This is a genomic window from Mesorhizobium sp. M7A.F.Ca.MR.245.00.0.0, from assembly GCF_003997415.1.
Lineage (GTDB): Bacteria > Pseudomonadota > Alphaproteobacteria > Rhizobiales > Rhizobiaceae > Mesorhizobium.
Genome location: NZ_RZTE01000024.1, coordinates 1 through 16,859 on the forward strand (window position 1 = coordinate 1; position 16,859 = coordinate 16,859).

The 16,859-nt window shown below is 64.4% G+C and carries 14 protein-coding genes; 8 read left to right on the forward strand and 6 right to left on the reverse strand.

What is annotated here, in order from left to right; all coding sequences use genetic code 11:
• Positions 1-231 precede the first annotated feature (231 nt).
• From EOB80_RS22145 to EOB80_RS22170, 6 genes are all read right to left on the reverse strand, one after another.
• Complete coding sequence (locus EOB80_RS22145) at positions 232-1,332, reverse strand: aminotransferase class I/II-fold pyridoxal phosphate-dependent enzyme (RefSeq protein ID WP_127329729.1); 1,101 nt, start codon at positions 1,330-1,332, stop codon at positions 232-234.
• Between the two features lie 120 nt (positions 1,333-1,452).
• A complete protein-coding gene (locus tag EOB80_RS22150) occupies positions 1,453-1,914 on the reverse strand; it encodes a MucR family transcriptional regulator (protein WP_127270031.1) in 462 nt (153 codons plus the stop codon).
• 215 nt (positions 1,915-2,129) lie between these two features.
• Positions 2,130-2,849, reverse strand: a complete 720-nt coding sequence (locus EOB80_RS22155; protein WP_127329731.1) for an ROK family protein — start codon at positions 2,847-2,849, stop codon at positions 2,130-2,132.
• A gap of 12 nt (positions 2,850-2,861) precedes the next feature.
• On the reverse strand, positions 2,862-4,238 hold the full coding sequence (gene zwf, locus EOB80_RS22160) for a glucose-6-phosphate dehydrogenase (protein ID WP_127267460.1): 1,377 nt from the start codon (positions 4,236-4,238) through the stop codon (positions 2,862-2,864).
• Between the two features lie 22 nt (positions 4,239-4,260).
• Positions 4,261-5,274, reverse strand: coding sequence for a phosphogluconate dehydrogenase (NAD(+)-dependent, decarboxylating) (gene gnd / locus EOB80_RS22165; protein WP_127329733.1), 1,014 nt, complete (start codon positions 5,272-5,274; stop codon positions 4,261-4,263).
• Between the two features lie 63 nt (positions 5,275-5,337).
• A complete protein-coding gene (locus EOB80_RS22170; protein ID WP_127329735.1) occupies positions 5,338-7,758 on the reverse strand; it encodes a glucan 1,4-alpha-glucosidase in 2,421 nt (806 codons plus the stop codon).
• 330 nt (positions 7,759-8,088) lie between these two features.
• On the opposite strand from EOB80_RS22170, the gene EOB80_RS22175 reads away from it, so the two are divergent.
• From EOB80_RS22175 to EOB80_RS22210, 8 genes are all read left to right on the forward strand, one after another.
• Positions 8,089-9,363 (forward strand): histidine kinase, encoded by a 1,275-nt coding sequence (locus EOB80_RS22175; RefSeq protein ID WP_127318790.1) that lies wholly within the window; start codon positions 8,089-8,091, stop codon positions 9,361-9,363.
• Positions 9,363-10,085 carry a response regulator transcription factor gene (locus EOB80_RS22180; RefSeq protein ID WP_127329737.1) on the forward strand — a complete coding sequence of 241 codons (723 nt, stop codon included), beginning with the start codon at positions 9,363-9,365 and terminating at the stop codon, positions 10,083-10,085. The genes EOB80_RS22175 and EOB80_RS22180 overlap by 1 nt, the downstream gene beginning before the upstream one ends.
• A gap of 114 nt (positions 10,086-10,199) precedes the next feature.
• Complete coding sequence (locus EOB80_RS22185; RefSeq protein WP_281035277.1) at positions 10,200-11,060, forward strand: YihY/virulence factor BrkB family protein; 861 nt, start codon at positions 10,200-10,202, stop codon at positions 11,058-11,060.
• A 303-nt stretch (positions 11,061-11,363) separates the two neighbouring features.
• Positions 11,364-12,254, forward strand: coding sequence for an SMP-30/gluconolactonase/LRE family protein (locus EOB80_RS22190; protein WP_127329739.1), 891 nt, complete (start codon positions 11,364-11,366; stop codon positions 12,252-12,254).
• A 96-nt stretch (positions 12,255-12,350) separates the two neighbouring features.
• Positions 12,351-13,364 (forward strand): ABC transporter substrate-binding protein, encoded by a 1,014-nt coding sequence (locus tag EOB80_RS22195; protein WP_023811211.1) that lies wholly within the window; start codon positions 12,351-12,353, stop codon positions 13,362-13,364.
• A 49-nt stretch (positions 13,365-13,413) separates the two neighbouring features.
• Positions 13,414-14,883, forward strand: coding sequence for a sugar ABC transporter ATP-binding protein (locus tag EOB80_RS22200; RefSeq protein ID WP_127329741.1), 1,470 nt, complete (start codon positions 13,414-13,416; stop codon positions 14,881-14,883).
• Between the two features lies 1 nt (position 14,884).
• A complete protein-coding gene (locus EOB80_RS22205) occupies positions 14,885-15,865 on the forward strand; it encodes an ABC transporter permease (RefSeq protein WP_164762681.1) in 981 nt (326 codons plus the stop codon).
• A gap of 3 nt (positions 15,866-15,868) precedes the next feature.
• Positions 15,869-16,816 carry an ABC transporter permease gene (locus EOB80_RS22210; RefSeq protein WP_127329745.1) on the forward strand — a complete coding sequence of 316 codons (948 nt, stop codon included), beginning with the start codon at positions 15,869-15,871 and terminating at the stop codon, positions 16,814-16,816.
• Positions 16,817-16,859: the final 43 nt, after the last annotated feature.

Here is a 16,859-nt window from a genome sequence, read left to right on the forward strand (position 1 = left end):
GCCCTGCCGGGCACTTCTCCCCGTATAGTGACGGGGAGAAGGGGCTGGCCGCAACGACTGTGCTCTTCTTGCAATGCTGGTCATTGGCGAAACCGGTGATAATAGCGCCCCTCTCCCCGTCACTATACGGGGAGAGGATGCCGGCAGGCAGGTGAGGGGCGGCGCAGACGCTGGCCACTATGAACGGTCGCTGTGACGCAGTAGCATCAGCCGGTCGCTGGCACGGGAAACTTACTGCCGCAGCGCGGCGGAGATGGCGTCGAGGCCGCCGCGCAATTCGGCTTCCGTCGGCCAGCCAAAGCCGACGCGGAAGAAGCGCTTCTCCATCTCGAACCAGTGGCCGGGTCCGACATAGGCGCCATGGTTTTCCAGCAGGTTCGCATAGAACCGGTCGAGGTCGAAGCCGGGTTCGACATTGAGGCGCGGGAAGCCGACGACGCCACCTTCGGGCCGCACCCAGTCGACCAGCGGTTCGCGATCGATCCAGGCCTGGACGATGTCGCGGCGCTTGGCCATTTCGGGCAGCAGCGTCGCCAGGAAAGCGTCCCGGCGTTCGAGCATGCCGCGGGCAATGCCTTCGTCGATGACGCTGCCGCAAATGCCGATCTGCTCCTTGGCGGCGAGGAATTTCTCTTGAAGCTCAGCGTCCCGGGTGATCAGCCAGCCGATGCGGATGCCGGGAATGCCGAAGGCCTTGGACAATGACGAGACGCTGATCGCCTTCGGGCTGAGTGAGGCAGCCGTCGGCAGCCGCCGGCCGTAGGAAAGGTCGCGATAGGTCTCGTCGACCAGCAGACGGCCGTTGCTGCTTTCGGCAAGCGCAACCAGCGCATTGAGCTCGGTTCGGCTCATCATCGTGCCGGTCGGGTTGTGCGGGCAGGTGACGCTGATCAGCTTCGTGTCCGGCCGCAGCTCCGCCTTGACGCGTTCGACATCAACGGCGAAGCCTTCCTCGAAGGCCAGGTCGACAAAGCTGATGGCGCAGCCGATCGCCCTTGGGGTTTCGATGTTGGTGGCGTAGTTGGGCCTGATGACGACGAGATGGTCATTGGCCGACAAGAGCGAGGTCGAGATGATGAACAGCGCGCCCGCGGCACCGGCAGTGACCAGGACATCATCCGGCGAAATGCCGGCATCCTGCGCCGAGATCAGGGCTCGCAACTGATTGTCGCCGCGATGCTCGCCATAGAAAAGCGTGAGATCAGGCAGCGACAGGCCGATGTCGGAGAGCTTCTGGTCGGCGATCGAACTTTCCGAAAGATTGTAGCGGATACGGTCATAGCCATATTCTTCCGGCGCTTCTTTCTCGATCACCATCCTGGTGTAGTTCATGGCTTCCCCCAAAGACCTTGCCCGGCCCATCCAAGCCATAAAAATAGGAAGCCTGCCAAGGCGGATTCGCCGGCAGGCTTCTGTTCCAGTCGTCCTAACTGTTGGCTCAGGACTGAATATTCAGGCCGAGGCCTTGGCCTTCCTGCCCTTGGCGGGTGCCTTCACGGGGGCAGCCTTGCGGCCGAGGCCGATGGATTTCGCCAGCAGCGAACGCGAGGCCGCGTAGTTGGGAGCGACCATCGGATAGTCCGACGGCAAGCCCCATTTGGCGCGATAGGCGTCCGGTGTCAGGCCGAAATGCACGCCCAGGTGACGCTTCAGCGATTTGAACTTCTTGCCGTCTTCGAGGCAGATGATGAAATCGGGTGTCACCGACTTCTTGGGGTTGACCGCCGGGACCAGGGGGGCAGCCACCGGGACCGCAGGCTTGCCGAGCGCGTTTATCGAGGCGCTGACGCTGGCGATGAGGTCGGCCAGGCCGGAGGCGGGCAAGCGGTTCTTCTCGACGTAAGCGGACACGATGTGGGCGGTCAGCTCGAGCAGATCGATGTCTTTACGGGCACTGTTGCTATCGTCGGTCACTCTATTTCTCCGTCTACAGCGAATGACCTGAAAATCGGATTCGACTTCCGGAAAGGATCATGCGCGAAATCAAAATGCTATGGCGTCCTTCGTGCGTCCACGGGACGAATGGCGTTGGTGTAGCGCGGGATTCCTAGTCGGCAAATCTGCGTATTGCAACGACTTGATGTCAGGTCACACGTTATTTTGAACAACTATATTAAACAATAACAGTATCAGACTATCAGCGCTTTGTCGCGCCACAAACGAAACCCGCCTTCGAAGGCGCGTGTGTTGTCGCCGCGCCTGGAGTCGGTGGGCAATTCATCGAGCTTGTCGACGTTGCCGCCGCCAATCACGACATAGTCCGGCTGCATGGCGGCACGGAGCCGGTCGACGACGTCGAAGACGTATTTGCGCCATTTCTTCTTGCCGCGCTTTTCCAGGCCGCGTTCGCCGACATAATCCTCGAAACTCCTGCCCTTCTTGTAGGGCAAATGCGCGAGTTCCATCGGTTGGGCGACGTTGTCGGCAATCATCGCCGCACCGAGACCGGTGCCGAGCCCGAGGAACAGCATGCGCCCGCCCTCGTAGCTGCCGATGGCTTGCATCAGCGCATCATTGACCACTTTCACCGGTTTGCCGAACGCGCCCGCAAAGTCGAATCCAGCCCAGCCCTTGCCGAGATTGGCGGGGTCGGCGAGCGGCCTGTTGTGATTGACCGGGCCGGGATAGCCCATCGAGACGACGTCGTAGGACAGGCCTTCGGCGAGCTTGTTGACCACGTCGATCATCTGCTGCGGCGTCAGGCCCGGCCCCGAATCGGCGCGGCGCTCCTCGCCGCCGGCGCTGGTGAGGATCTTGACGTGCGAGCCGCCGATGTCGATCGTGAGCACGATCTTTTCAGTGTCCGGCTTCTCGGTGCCCGATGCAGGTTGCTTCACCGCCTTGGCCATCGTGTGGTCCTCTCACTTCACCGGATCGATCCAGCCATTGGGCGGCCCGAACCCGGCCATGACGTCCGCCGGTCCCCATGTGAGCGGCTCGTAGAGATGCGGCGGCGTGGTGTCGCCAAGCACCGGGCCGACGATGCGCCAGGCCAGTTCGCTGGCGTCCTGGCGGGTGAAGAGCTGGCCGTTGCCGTTCATGGCGTCGCCGATCAAACGCTCATAGGGCGGCATGTCGCCCTTTGAATCGTCGAGCGCCGTCAGTTCGACCTGCTCGCCGATCATGTCGTCGCCCGGCGCCTTGCGCTGTGCTCCGATGGCGATCACCACCTGTGGGTCGATGCGGAAGCGGACGTAGTTCTGGTCAGCGGGCTTGATCGGATCGAAGACATCGAGCGGCGGCCGCTTCAGCCGCACCACCACTTCGGTGACATGCACCGGCATGTTCTTGCCGGCGCGGATGAAGAACGGCACGTCCTGCCAGCGCCAGGTGTCGACGAAGAAACGCACCGCCGCGAAGGTCTCGACGGGCGAGTTCGGCGCCACGCCCGGTTCGGCGAGATAGCCGGTGAACTGGCCACGCACGACATCGTCTTTGGTCAGCGTCCTGATCGCGCGCAGCACTTGCACCTTCTCATCGATCAGGTCGTCGGCGGACCGGCCGACAGGCGGCTCCATGGCAAGCAGCAACAGGATGTTGAGCAGGTGGTTCTCGATGACGTCCCTTATGCAGCCGACATCGTCATAGAAGCGGCCACGTCCCTCGACGCCGAAATCCTCGGCCATGGTGATCTGCACGCTTTCGACGTAGTTGCGGTTCCAGATCGGCTCGAGCAGCGAATTGGCGAAGCGGAAATAGAGCAGGTTCTGGATCGCTTCCTTGCCCAGATAATGGTCGATACGGAAGATCGACTGCTCGTCGAACACCAGATGCAGGACCCGGTTCAGCCAGCGCGCCGATTGCAGGTCGTGGCCGAAGGGCTTTTCCACCATCAGCCGCGCGCCATGCGCGGTGCCTGATTGCTCCAGCCCCTGGACGACGGTCTCGAACATGGTCGGCGGCACCGCCATGTAATGCAGCGGCCGCTGCGCGGTGCCGAGGGCGTTTTTCAGTTTCTCGAACGTCGCTCCATCGCGGTAGTCGCCGCTGACGTAGCGCAGCAGCGAAGCGAACTTGGCGAACGCTTTCTCGTCGATCTTGCCGAGCGCATTGACGATGCCGTCGCGGGCGCGCGCCTGCAACTGCTTGAGGTCCCAGGCGTCGAAGGCGACGCCGATCACCGGTTCGGTGAGCGTGCCCTTGGCGACCATCTGGTAAAGGGCTGGAAATATCTTCTTGTGGGCGAGGTCGCCGGTTGCCCCGAAGAGCACCAGCGTGTCGGACCGTTCCTGGCTCATGCGCGTGTCTCCCCCGGTGTCGTCACTTGCCGGCCTTCGGCTTCTCGACATGGCCGCCAAAGGCATAGCGCATGGCGGAGAGCAGCTTGTCGGCGAATTCGGATTCGCCCTGCGAGGAGAAGCGGTCGAACAGCGCCGAGGACAGCACCGGAGCCGGCACGCCGGTGTCGATCGCCGCCTTCAGCGTCCAGCGGCCTTCGCCGGAATCCGAGACGCGGCCGCCGAAATTCACCAGGCCCGGATCGCTTTTCAAGGCGCCAGCCGTTAAGTCGAGCAGCCAGGAGCCGATAACGCTGCCATGCCGCCAGACCTCGGCCACCTGCGGAAGGTCGATGTCGAACTGGTAGTATTGCGGGTTTTCCAGCGGACTGGTCTCGGCGTCCGCCGTCCGTTGCCGCTTGCCGGCATTGGCCGACTTCAGGATGTTCATGCCTTCGGCATAGGCGGCCATGACGCCGTATTCGATGCCGTTGTGCACCATCTTGACGAAGTGGCCGGCACCGCTCGGTCCGCAATGCAGATAGCCGAAGGGCGCGGTGCCGGCATCCCCAGGCGGATTGGAGCCGGCATCGGCGCCCGGCGCCAGCGTGGCGAAGATCGAATCGAGGTGCTGCACCGCCACGTCTGGGCCGCCGATCATCAGGCAGTAGCCACGCTCCAGGCCCCAGACGCCGCCGCTGGTGCCGACATCGACAAGATGGATACCCTTGCCGGCCAGTTTCGCCGCCTGGTCGACGGCGTCGTGGTAATAGGAATTGCCGCCGTCGATGACGATGTCGCCGGGCTCCATCAAGGCCGCCACCTGGTCGATGATCCTGCCGGTGATCGCGGCCGGCAGCATCAGCCACACGCAGCGCGGCTTGGCCAGCTTGCCGACGAATTCTTCCAGCGAGGCCGCCCCTGACGCGCCGTCGGTCACCAGGGCCGCGACGCTGGCCGGGTTGATGTCGTAGACGACGCATTCGTGGCCGTCGCGCATCAGGCGCCGGACCATGTTGGCGCCCATCCGGCCCAGTCCCATCATTCCGATCTGCATGGTTTCGTCCCTGTTTTCTAAGAGATTTGCGGGGTTATTGAGGGAAGGTCTACTGGCTGTGATCTACTGGCCATCTTGGTCGCCCGATATGACGGAGAAGTCGACATTCTCCCAATCGCCGGTCCCGGGCCAGAAAAAAGTGAAGAGCAGCGTGCTTCCCTCGGGGAGGCTTGCCGCAGGCAGATCGGCAAGATGGATGCCGAAGGCGTTCTCCACCGTATGGCTGTCGTGGGCGGTCGCCCAGTTGTCGGTGCTCCAGTGGACTGTAGCCGGGTCCAACAATTCGACGCGCAACGTCTTGCCCTCCGGCATGGTGCGGATCTTGTTGTTGAACCGCCAGGTTCTGAACGGCGATACGGTCTTGTCCTCGATATAGCGCTTGACGCCTTGCGGCGGCATGTCGAAGACCGCGCCGTCGCGCAGCGAGCGCAGCAGCTTGATATGCTCCGAATGCGCCCAGACCAGCGGCATGGCGCTGCCCGAGGGGCGGCCGTGCAGCAGTTCGCGTTCCGGCAGATCGGCGCCGTCCCAGACCTGCTCCGGCAACAGGCCGCCCGATCCGGCCGAGCCTTCCAGCGCAGCCAGCAGGCTTGCCGCCTTTTCCCTGCGCCCCGCCGCCAGCTCGTAGTGGGCGCGTTCGCCGGCCAGCAGCGGCCAGGGGCGACCCTGGCCGGTGCCATCGAAAGGCGCGCCATCTTCATGCTCGCCGTAGCCATCGCCGTTGTAGCGGTACCAGAGCGGCCCTTGCGGCAGATCGCAGCGCAATTGCGCGTCGATGACCTTGACCGTGTCTGTCATGCGCGGATCGTCAGCCGCCCGCAGACCGAAGCGGACAAGTGCCAGTGCATCCGGGCTGACGATTTCCTCGGGCGGCCGGTCGGTGTCGCCGGGCGGCCGGTTCTTGATCGGGACATAGCCGTCCTTCGGCGAACCCGCTTCGGCGCTGTCGGGTGGTGCTATGCGGACATAGTAGCCTTCGACGCCGACTTGACTGCAGATCGCCGTGCCGGTGACGTAGGTCCAGCGCTCGACCTGGTCGTTCCAGACGTCTGATGTCTCGCGCAGATAGGTCGCGGCGTCTGTCTTGCCGCAGGCGTCGAGCAGGTCTGCCGCGGCAAGCAGTGCGGCGATTTCGACGGCGAGCGTGAACGGGCTGTAGCCGGCATCTTCTTCCCAGCGGTCCTCGCCGGTGACGGGTCCGTTGCGCACGACATAGCCGGCGGCGCGCTCGATCATCGGCAGGAAGGTCATGAGCCTGGCGCGCGGCAAATGGCCGGCGCGGCGCAAAGCATCGGCCAGCAACAGCGGAAAGGCGCATTCGTCCATCTGGATGCCGGGCCAATAGGCCGATCCGTCAAGCCAGGCGTTCTGCGGCCAATGGCCGTCCGGCTGCTGGATGGAGCTGAGGTAATCGAGGATTTGAAGGGCCGAGGCAGCATCGCCGGCAGCAAGAAAGCCGCCCGCCGTCTCGACCAGATCGCGCGGCCAGACCAGATGGTAGCCGCCGAGGTCGTCGTCGCCCTTGTTGAACCCCCACGGGATCGACAGGCTGGCGACCGCGGCGCCTGGCGTCGCGATCGACCGGTGCGTCGCCAGTACCGCCGTCGAGACGCGATAGAAGTTGATCCCGGGCACCGCGTGCCGGTCGTCCAGCGGCAGCAAGCCCTTTTGCCAATTGCGCCAGTTCTGAAGATAGGATTTCGCCGCGGGTTCAAAACCCTGCTTCAGGCTGGCGAAAGCATGTTCCGCGGCCTCGTCCGATGTCGCGCCGAACCCAAGCGCCAGCAAGGCCTTGGTCTCTGTGGCGGAAAAGCCGATCTCGCCCGTCAGCGCGACATTGCCGTCCTCGGCCCGCTGGTATGCAGCGTCGAGCTCACCGGTGTCGTGGAGTTGCTGCCAACCGTCGGAAAAACCGACATAACCGGCCGAGCCGGTGCGCCAGGGCTGCGACGAGGCCAGCGCCAGGCAAGAGCCGCGCCCCGAGGCGAACAGCACGGGCTTTCCCTCGTGCTCGCCGACCCAGGCGGTGTTGCCCATGCCGGCATTGACCAGATGCGGCGCCAGAAGCGCGTAGACGCGGTAGCCACCGGGCACCCCTTTCAGCGCCGTGAAGGTGATTTCCTGCAGCAGAGCCGGGCGCGCCGGGTCGGCGAGGATGCGCTTTTCGATCCGCCAGGCGCCGTCATCAGCCGTGTTGACCAGCCTGTAGGCGGGCACGCCGTCCTCGAACGGTTCGATCGTATGCACGGCATCGCGTTTCTCTTCCGAAAAATAGCCGCCGGGACCGGTGACGATCAAGCCGAGGTCGCGGGTGCAGGCGCTGTCGACGCGCGGATAGTAGATTTCGTTGAGGATGCCGTGACTGATCGTGAACCAAATCCGGCCGGCCGGCGAAAGCGACGTTCCGACGCCACTCTTGGCGCTTGATGTCCAGCGCGCCGGGATTCCCGGGGCGCCCGGAGCAACGTTTTGCGTCACTGGCATTCTGTTCGGTCTCCTGGCCTCCTCCCTAGACCAGGACGCGAACCCTTTACAATCATTGCACCGCAAGTTGATCGGCCGGTCCAACGGCAGGGCAACGAACTCGGGCTGACGGGTTTCTTCGGAGCCTTCGCCCGCCATTGGCTGACGGAGCATCAAGCGAACAACCCGCCTGTGCGGCGGGTCACTGGCGCAAATCAGCACCATGGACAAAAATGTACCATAGCTGAGGTCACCGAGTCAAGAAAAAATTCCTATAGTCAACGGCGCCGTCGTTGACAGCGGCGGCGGCATGCGTCCACTATTTCGCGGCACGGGAGGATCGTGAAAGCAATGGCGGAAGTGTCCCTGGTCCTGATCGACCGGCTGCTGGCGATATCGCGGGCGCTTGCCGGCCATATCGATCCCGGCACGGCGTTCCGCGCGACCGCCATCGAGATCGGCACGCTCATTCCGCACGACCATATCGATCTGGCTGTGCTGTCTCACGATGGGCGCATGCATGCCTGCTACGAAGCCGGTTTCCACACCAGCTGGAGCGAGCTCGCCCAGCATCCGGTGGAAGGCAGTCCGATTCGCTTCGTGTTGTGGGGCAAGACACCTTACCTGTTGTCGGACAACGCGCTTGTCGACGACCGTTTTCATTTTGCCGGCGCTTTCGACGAGCCGATTTTCGCGGCCAAGCTGCGCAGCCGCATCATCGTGCCGCTCAGGGCGCGCGGTAGCGTCATCGGCGCGCTCAATATCAGTCGGCACGAAATCGGCTGCTACACGCTTGCCGATGTCGCGGTCGCCCAGCAATGCGCCGATCTGATCGCGCCCTATATCTTCGCGCTGATCCAGACCGAGGAGGCGCGCCGCGCCATGCTGGCCGAGAGCGAGGCGCGCAACCGCGTCGAACTGCTGCGGGTCGGCGCCTCGCAACTGACCGAGGGCATGGAGCGCGAACGCCGCCGCATGGCCATGGACCTGCACGACCAGACGCTTGCCGATCTCGCCCGCATCGCGCGCCAGCTTTCGGCCTTGCGCGGCCAGGGCGTGGCGCGGGCCGCGCAGCTTGCCGACCTCGAGCAGGAGGTCGCCGGCTGTCTGACGGAACTGCGCCACATCGTCGACGCCATGCGGCCGAGCGTGCTCGAACTGTTCGGCCTGCGCGATGCGGTCGAAGCGCATCTCAACCGCAGTGTCAGCAAGGCCAAGCCGCCGATCGCCGTGCGCATCGCCGACACCAGCGACGGCGGCGCCGACAGTTTGCCGGAGCCAGTGCGGACCGCGCTCTACCGGATCGTGCAGGAAGCGATCAACAATGCCGTTCGCCATGCCGCGCCGCACCGCATCGACGTGCTGCTGGCGTCGACCGCGAGTGTGCTGCGGGTGATCGTGACGGATGACGGCCAGGGCTGCGGCACCGTCGACCCGGCTGCGTATGGCGGCATCGGCCATATGCACACGCGGGCAGCCCTTATCGGGGCGCGGCTGCGCATCGGCCAGGCCGGCCGCAAGAACGGCGGCACCCGTGTCGTCGTCGAGATCGACCGCCAGCCGTCGCGAGAATTGGCGGCGGCTGCAGCGGTGCCTGGCGAGTTCGCCGTATCGGAGGCCATGTGATGCTTGTGATGATCGCCGAGAATGACGGGCTGCACCGTAGCTTCGCGCGGCGGACGGTGGAGCAGCTGTGGCCCGGCGACGTCGAGGTGATCGAGGCGAGCGACGGCGAGGACGCCATCAACCTGGCGACTGAGCGCGAGCCACTGCATGTCGTGCTCGATTTGCAGATGCCCAAGGCGACGGGAATCGAAGTTGCCAAGGCGATCTGGAACCGTCGCGCCGGCACGCACATCCTGTTCTGGTCGAATTTCGCCGACGAAGCCTATGTGCGCGGCGTGGCGCGCATCGTCCCGCCCGGTTCGGTCTACGGCTATGTGCTCAAATCGGCGACGGAGGAGGGCATGCGGTCCGCGCTGCGCGGGGTTTTCCGCGAAGGCCACTGCATCATCGACCGCGAAATCCGCGGCATCCAGCACCGCGTGCAGGACAAGTTCGAGGGCATCACCGACGGCGAATATGAGAGCCTGATCGACATCGCGCTCGGCCTGACCGACCGGGCGATCGCGGCGCGGCGCGGCCTGTCGATCCGTGGTGCGCAGAGCCGCATCAAGCACTGCTACGACAAGCTCGGCATCGTGCCGGCGGAGGACGGCGCCGGCGATGCTTCCGTGTTCAACTCGCGGACACGGGCGATCTATCTCGCCATGGCGCGTGGCCTGATCAACATCGACGCACTGCGCCGCGAACAGGACCGGCTCGATGCCTGGCTGGCGGAGCACTGAAACAGCGGCGGCCACGCCCCGGAACTTCGGAAGGTCAGGCGCATTGCTAGTGAACGCCAACTCAATGCCTGCGGACCCGAAGTGCGACCCTCAATCACAGATTCATGGCATCTGGTGCGTGAAAGCATAGTCGGCTTCATCAACGACAATGCGCTTAGCCATGGTGCTGCGATGGCTTTCTATGCCACCACCTCGCTGGCGCCGATCTTGCTGATCGTGGTTGCGATTGCTGGTCTCGTCTTCGGCCACGATGCCGCACAATTGGCCTTGTCCGCGCAGATATCAGGGCTCATGGGGCCGGAAAGCGCCGATCTCCTGAAGACTGCGCTGGAAAGTGCATCCGACAGCCTGTACGGCACCTGGGCCGCGATCATAGGGCTGGTCACCTTGCTGGTGGCCGCGTCTGGTGTCTTCGGCGAAATGCAGCAGTCGTTGAACACAATCTGGAAGATCGAACCGCAAGGCAATTCCCTGTCGCGTCTGGTGCGGGCACGGGCCGCCAGCCTGGGGTTGGTGGCCGCACTCGGTTTCCTGTTGCTGGTCTCTCTCATCGCAAGCGCCGCGATTTCGGCACTGGGGGATTTCATCAACGCCTATCTGCCGTTCGGAACGATCATACTCAGCGGAATCAATGGCGTCGTTTCGTTTGCACTTATCTCCGTGATGTTTGCCGCCATCTACAAGGTTTTACCCGATCGAACCCTGGAATGGCGCGATGTGGCAATTGGCGCTGTCGGGACCGCGGCCCTGTTCACATTGGGAAAATCGCTTATCGGCTGGTATATCGGCACCAGCGCGGTTGCGTCTTCGTATGGCGCCGCTGGCGGCCTGCTCGTTATACTGCTCTGGGTTTACTACTCGTCGGAAATTTTCCTCCTCGGCGCCGAGTTCACGCGCGCCTATTCCGTTCGGCACGGCAGCCGGTCCGACCTGGGCACCTTGGTTGACAGCCCTTTACCCGCGCAGCACGACTGAGCTCGAGCACGGCAGGAGTCCAACTCTGCCGGCGTGGTCGTGCTCGTGGCGGTGGCGTGCGCGAGCGCAACCTTGACCGCGCTTTTGCGGAGTGGTCGCCGGCCCTGATCTGACGTCGTCGCTATCCTGTGCTCTATAGGCACGGCCGACTGTGCAAACGCACAGTCGGCCGTGCGCTTTGACCCGTATCGGCTCGTCGGTACCGCGCCTACGCTCTGCCCCAACAAGAAGACTATAACGGGAAGCGCTCATGCCATTCGTCACCATGCGGAGTAGCACGGCTGTTCGCGCCGGGAGCCGATGATGTCGGTGTCGGCGCGTGCGCGCCATTCCGGCTTCGACGATGTCGTCGGCGATGCGACCATTGAGACGCTGGCGAGCGGCTTCGGCTTCCTCGAAGGGCCGGTCTGGCACCCCTACGAAAAATGGCTGGTCTTTTCCGACATTCCGGAAAGCCGGATCTATCGCCGCAATGCCGAGGGTGAGATCGAGCTGTTCCGCGCGCCGAGCCACAAGGCCAATGGCAACACGCTGGACCGCCAGGGGCGGCTGGTCACCTGCGAGCACGCAACAAGCCGGGTGACCCGCGCCGAGCCCAACGGCAGCGCGACGGTGCTTGCCACGCACCATCAGGGCAAGCAGCTCAACAGCCCGAACGACATCGTCGTTGCCACCGGCGGATCGATCTACTTCACCGATCCGGGCTATGGCCGGAGGGAGTTCTATGGCGTACCACGCTCTCAGGACCTGCCGTTCCAGGGCGTCTACCGCATCGATGGCGATGGCGCCCGGCTGACATTGCTGGCTGACGATTTCGGGCAGCCGAACGGGCTTTGCTTTTCGCTGGACGAGTCGCGGCTGTTCATCAACGACACCGAACGCGGGCACGTCAGGGTGTTCGGCGTCGAAGCCAATGGCGACCTCAATGGCGGCGCGGTGTGGGCGGTGACCGAGGGCGAGGGGCCGGGGGCGCCCGACGGCATGAAGATCGACAGCCGCGGCAATCTCTACTGCACCGGACCCGGCGGCATCCACATTTTCGACGCCTCGGGTGCCATTCTTGGCGTCATCCGGACGCCCGAGGATTGCGCGAATTTCACCTTCGGTGACGACGATCTGCAAAGCCTCTACATCACCGCGTCGACGTCGCTGTACCGGCTCAGGGTGCGCGTGCCGGGATTGAGACTGTTTTGAGCTCGCGACAATCCGTGCTCAAATCAGAGTTGGGAGTGAGGCCGGGGTCAAAGCCGGTGGGAATGCAGCAGTCAACACATCTGGGAGGATAACGACATGAAGAAACTGTTCGTTCTGGGCGCTCTGGCGGCAATGCTCGCCTCGGGCACGGCGCTGGCCGACACCAGTGGCAAGAAGATCGCTTTTTCCAACAATTATGCCGGCAATTCCTGGCGGCAGGCGATGCTCGACAGCTATGGCATCGTCACCAAGAAGGCGGTCGCCGACAAGATCGTCGGCGCGGCCGACATCTTCACCACCGCCGACAAGGAGGTGCCGACGCAGGCAGCACAGGTGCAGAACCTGATCCTGCAGGGCTATGACGCGATCGTCATCAACGCGGCCTCGCCGGATGCGCTCAACGGCGCCATCAAACAGGCCTGCGATGCCGGCATCGTCGTCGTCTCCTTCGACGGCACCGTGACCGAACCTTGCGCCTACCGTGTCGTCGTCGACTTCAAGGACATGGGCAAGCAGGAAATCGAGCAGATGGCCAAGTTCCAGCCCAAGGGCGGCAATCTTCTGGAAATCCGTGGGCTTGCCGGGACCTCGATCGACGATGCCATCCATGCCGGCATCCTCGAAGGCGTCGCCGCCCATCCCGAGTTCAAGATCGTCGGTTCGGTGACCGGCGACTGGGACCAGACGACGGCGCAGAAGGCGGTGGCGACCATCCTGCCGTCGCTGCCCGACATCGTAGGCGTCGTCGACCAGGGCGGTGACGGTTACGGTGCGGCCCAGGCCTTCGCCGCCGCCGGCAAGCCGCGTCCGACCATCATCATGGGCAACCGCCAGGACGAGCTGCAGTGGTGGAAGGAGCAGAAGGACAAGGACGGCTACCAGACCTGGTCGGCTTCGATCGCGCCCGGCGTGTCGTCGCTCGCCTTCTGGGTGGCGCAGCAGGTGCTCGACGGCCGCACCGACATTCCGCACGATCTGCTGGTGCCGTATCTGGCCTTCACACAGGACGATTTCGAGGCCGAGCTGCCGAAGATCCCCAAGGGCGGCGTCGCCAGCCACGAATACACGCAGGAAGACGCGATCGCGGCCATCAAAGCCAACATCAAGTGAGCCTTGAACAAGCGTTGCCCTCCGGATCATCGAGCGGATATCGTTGAGCATGCCTGAAGGGAACGCTGACATCATCAGACTGAACGGCGCCGAAAAGCATTTCGGCGCCGTTCGCGCACTGGGTGGCGTGGATTTCCATGTCGGCCCCGGCGAGTGCGTTGGTCTCGTCGGCCACAATGGCGCCGGCAAATCGACGCTGATGCACATGGTGGCGGGCACGCTGGTGCCCGACAGCGGCAAGATCGGCGTGCATGGCGACACCGAGGACAATTACTCGGTGTCGCGCGCGCAGCAACTCGGCATACGCTGCGTCTTCCAGGAACTGTCGCTGTGCCCCAATCTCAGCGTCGCCGAGAACACGCGCATCAACCACGCTTCGCTGCGCGGGCTCAGTTGGCGGCGCAAGGCGGCCGAGCTGATCGCTGCCAAGCTCGACGAGATCTTTCCGGGCCACAGCATTTCGGCGTCCGATATTGTCGGCGACCTGTCGATCGGTCGGCGCCAGATGGTGGAAGTGGCGCGCGCCTTCACCGTCACCCAGGATCGTCTCGACCTCGTCATCCTCGACGAGCCGACATCGTCGCTCGATGCGCATACGGCGGGCCAGCTGCTGGCCTTCGTGCGCCGCTTCGTCGCCGGCGGCAAAAGCTGCATCCTGATCTCGCATGTGCTGGGTGAGGTGCTGCGCAATGCCGATCGCATCGTGGTGATGCGCGACGGCAAGGTGGTTGTCGCCGACGCCGCCAGTGCCTTCGACCGCGACCGGCTGGTGACGGCGATGGGCGGAGCGGAGGCGCGCCAGAAGATCGCGGCGCAAATCACGGCTGCCAAGCCCGCCGCCAGTCCGCTGCGGGTCCGGGCGCGGCCCGCCGCGCAGAAGGACGGCACCGACCTTGTCGCCTGTGCCGGGGAGATCATCGGCCTTGCCGGGCTGGCTGGCCATGGCCAGACCGACCTGCTGCTGGCGATCTTCACTGCTGCATCGCGCGCCAAGGCAGGCATCGAGGTGACGGCGCCGGTGGCGCTGGTCGCCGGCGACCGTCAGTCGGACGGCATTTTTCCGCAATGGTCGATCGCGCAGAATATCGGCATCCGCTCGCTGGCGCGGCTGCGCAGCGGGCTGCTGATCTCGCCGCAGCGCGAGGCCGAACTCGCTGCATTCTGGCAGAAGAAGATCGGCATCCGCACGCCCGATATGAACAACAACATCTTCTCGCTGTCGGGCGGCAACCAGCAGAAGGCGCTGTTTGCCCGCGCGCTCGGCTCGGACGCGCAGATCGTGCTGATGGACGACCCGATGCGCGGCGTCGACATCGGCACAAAGCTGGAGGTCTACGACCTCGTGCGCGAAGAGGCTGCCCGAGGCCGCACCTTCCTCTGGTACACCACGGAAACCGAAGAGCTCGACAATTGCGATCACATCTATGTCTTCAAGAACGGCCGCATCGTCGCCAATCTGCGCCGCGACGAGTTGACCGAAGAGAAGATCATCCAGTCCTCCTTCGGCGATGCGGCCTGAGATGACGGCCGCCAGCCTCGACACCGCCGCCAGGACGTCCGCCGAGCGAGGCGCACTGGCCCGTGCCCGTCTGTTGCGCGGGCTGCTGCCGGCGCTGTCGCTGGCGCTGGTGCTGCTCGCCATCGCCTGGCTCAACCCGCGCGCCATCAGCTATTTCGGATTCAGCCTGATGCTCAATTTGGCGATCCCGATCGCGCTGGCGACCATCGCGCAGATGTTCGTTATCGCCGGAAACGAGCTCGACCTGTCGATAGGTACTTTCGTCGGCTTCGTAGGCTGTGTCACGGCGACCTGGCTGAAGGACGCGCCGCTCATCGGTGCCGTCATCCTGCTTGGATCGATCGGCGTCTATGCACTGCTCGGCGCGCTGATCCATCTGCGCAATCTGCCGTCCATCGTGGTGACGCTCGGCATGAGTTTCGTCTGGCAGGGGCTTGCCATTCTCGTCTTGCCCAAACCGGGCGGCAAGGCGCCGGACTGGCTGCTCGGGCTGATGGCGTTCAAGCCGCCTTTCGTGCCGTTCCCGATCATCGCCGCGCTGCTGATCGGCCTCATCGTTCATTTCGGCCTGATGCGCACTTCCTATGGCGTGATCCTACGCGGCTCCGGCGGCAATCCGGCGGCACTCGGCCGCGCCGGCTGGTCGCTGCTCAAGACCAAGATCGTGCTGTTTGCGCTGGCCGGTCTGTTCGGCGTGCTGTCCGGAATGGCGCTGATCGGCATCACCACCTCGGCCGACGCCAATATCGGCAACGGCTACACGCTGCTGGCCATCGCCGGCGTCATCCTCGGCGGCGGCGAATTCGTCGGCGGCCGGGTGTCGCCGATAGGTGCTGTGATCGGCGCGCTGACGCTGGCGCTGGCGGCCTCGCCGCTGCTCACCTTCATGCACATTCCACCCGATTGGCAGGTTGCCGCCAACGGCGCCATCCTCATCATCGTGCTGGCGGCGCGGGTGCTGATCAGCCGCAAGGAGAGGTGAGCGATGACATCGGTGAAATCGCTGCTCGCCAAACCCTGGATCTGGTCGTTCATTGGCGCGCTTCTGGTGTGGCTGGCGACGATCGCCTTCACCGGCGGTTATGGCGCCGGCGGCATGGTGACGGCGGCCCTGTCGCTGGCGGTGTTCACCGTCATTGTCGGCGTCGGCCAGATGTTCGTCATCACACTCGGCCCGGGCAATGTCGACCTGTCGCTGCCGGCCAATATCGGCCTTGCCAGCGCCGTCGCGATGAAAGTGATGGACGGCAATGATTCCATGATCGCGGTCGGGCTGCTGGCGGCGCTTGCCTGCGGGGCGGCGATCGGCGCCGCCAACTATCTGCTGATCTGGGCGCTGCGCATCCCGCCGATCATCGCCACTCTGTCGGCCAGCTTCATCATCCAGTCGATCGACATCAGCTATGGGCGCGGGCTGCAGATCAAGCCGCCGCCGGGCTTCGCCGATTTCGCCAACTGGCAGATACTGGGCGTTCCGGTGCTGGCCATCCTCACCGTGCTGTTCACCATCGGTGCGGCCATCGCGCTGCAGCGTATGATCTATGGCCGCTCGGTGCTGGCGATCGGCCAGAATATCCGCGCCGCCTGGCTCGCCGGCGTAAATGTCGGCCGCATCCGCTTCCTCACCTACACGCTGTCGGGCGCGCTCGGCGGCATCGACGGCGCGCTGCTCGCCGGCTATTTCCGCGGCGCCAATGTCGATATCGGCAATGAATATCTGCTGGCCTCGATCGCCGTCGTGGTCATCGGCGGCACGTCGGTCGCCGGCGGCAAGGCCAACGTGCCCGGCGTCTGGGGCGCGGCGCTGTTCCTGGTGCTGCTTTTGACCATGCTCAACACGTTTGGGGTGAGTGCCGGCGTAAGGCTGCTGCTGACGGGGCTGATCATTGTCGGGGTGATCACGGCGGCGGGCGGGCAGAAGGCGCCGCGGTAGGCTCCGCCTTCGTCGTCCCAGGCCTGTAATCATTGTGCCAGGC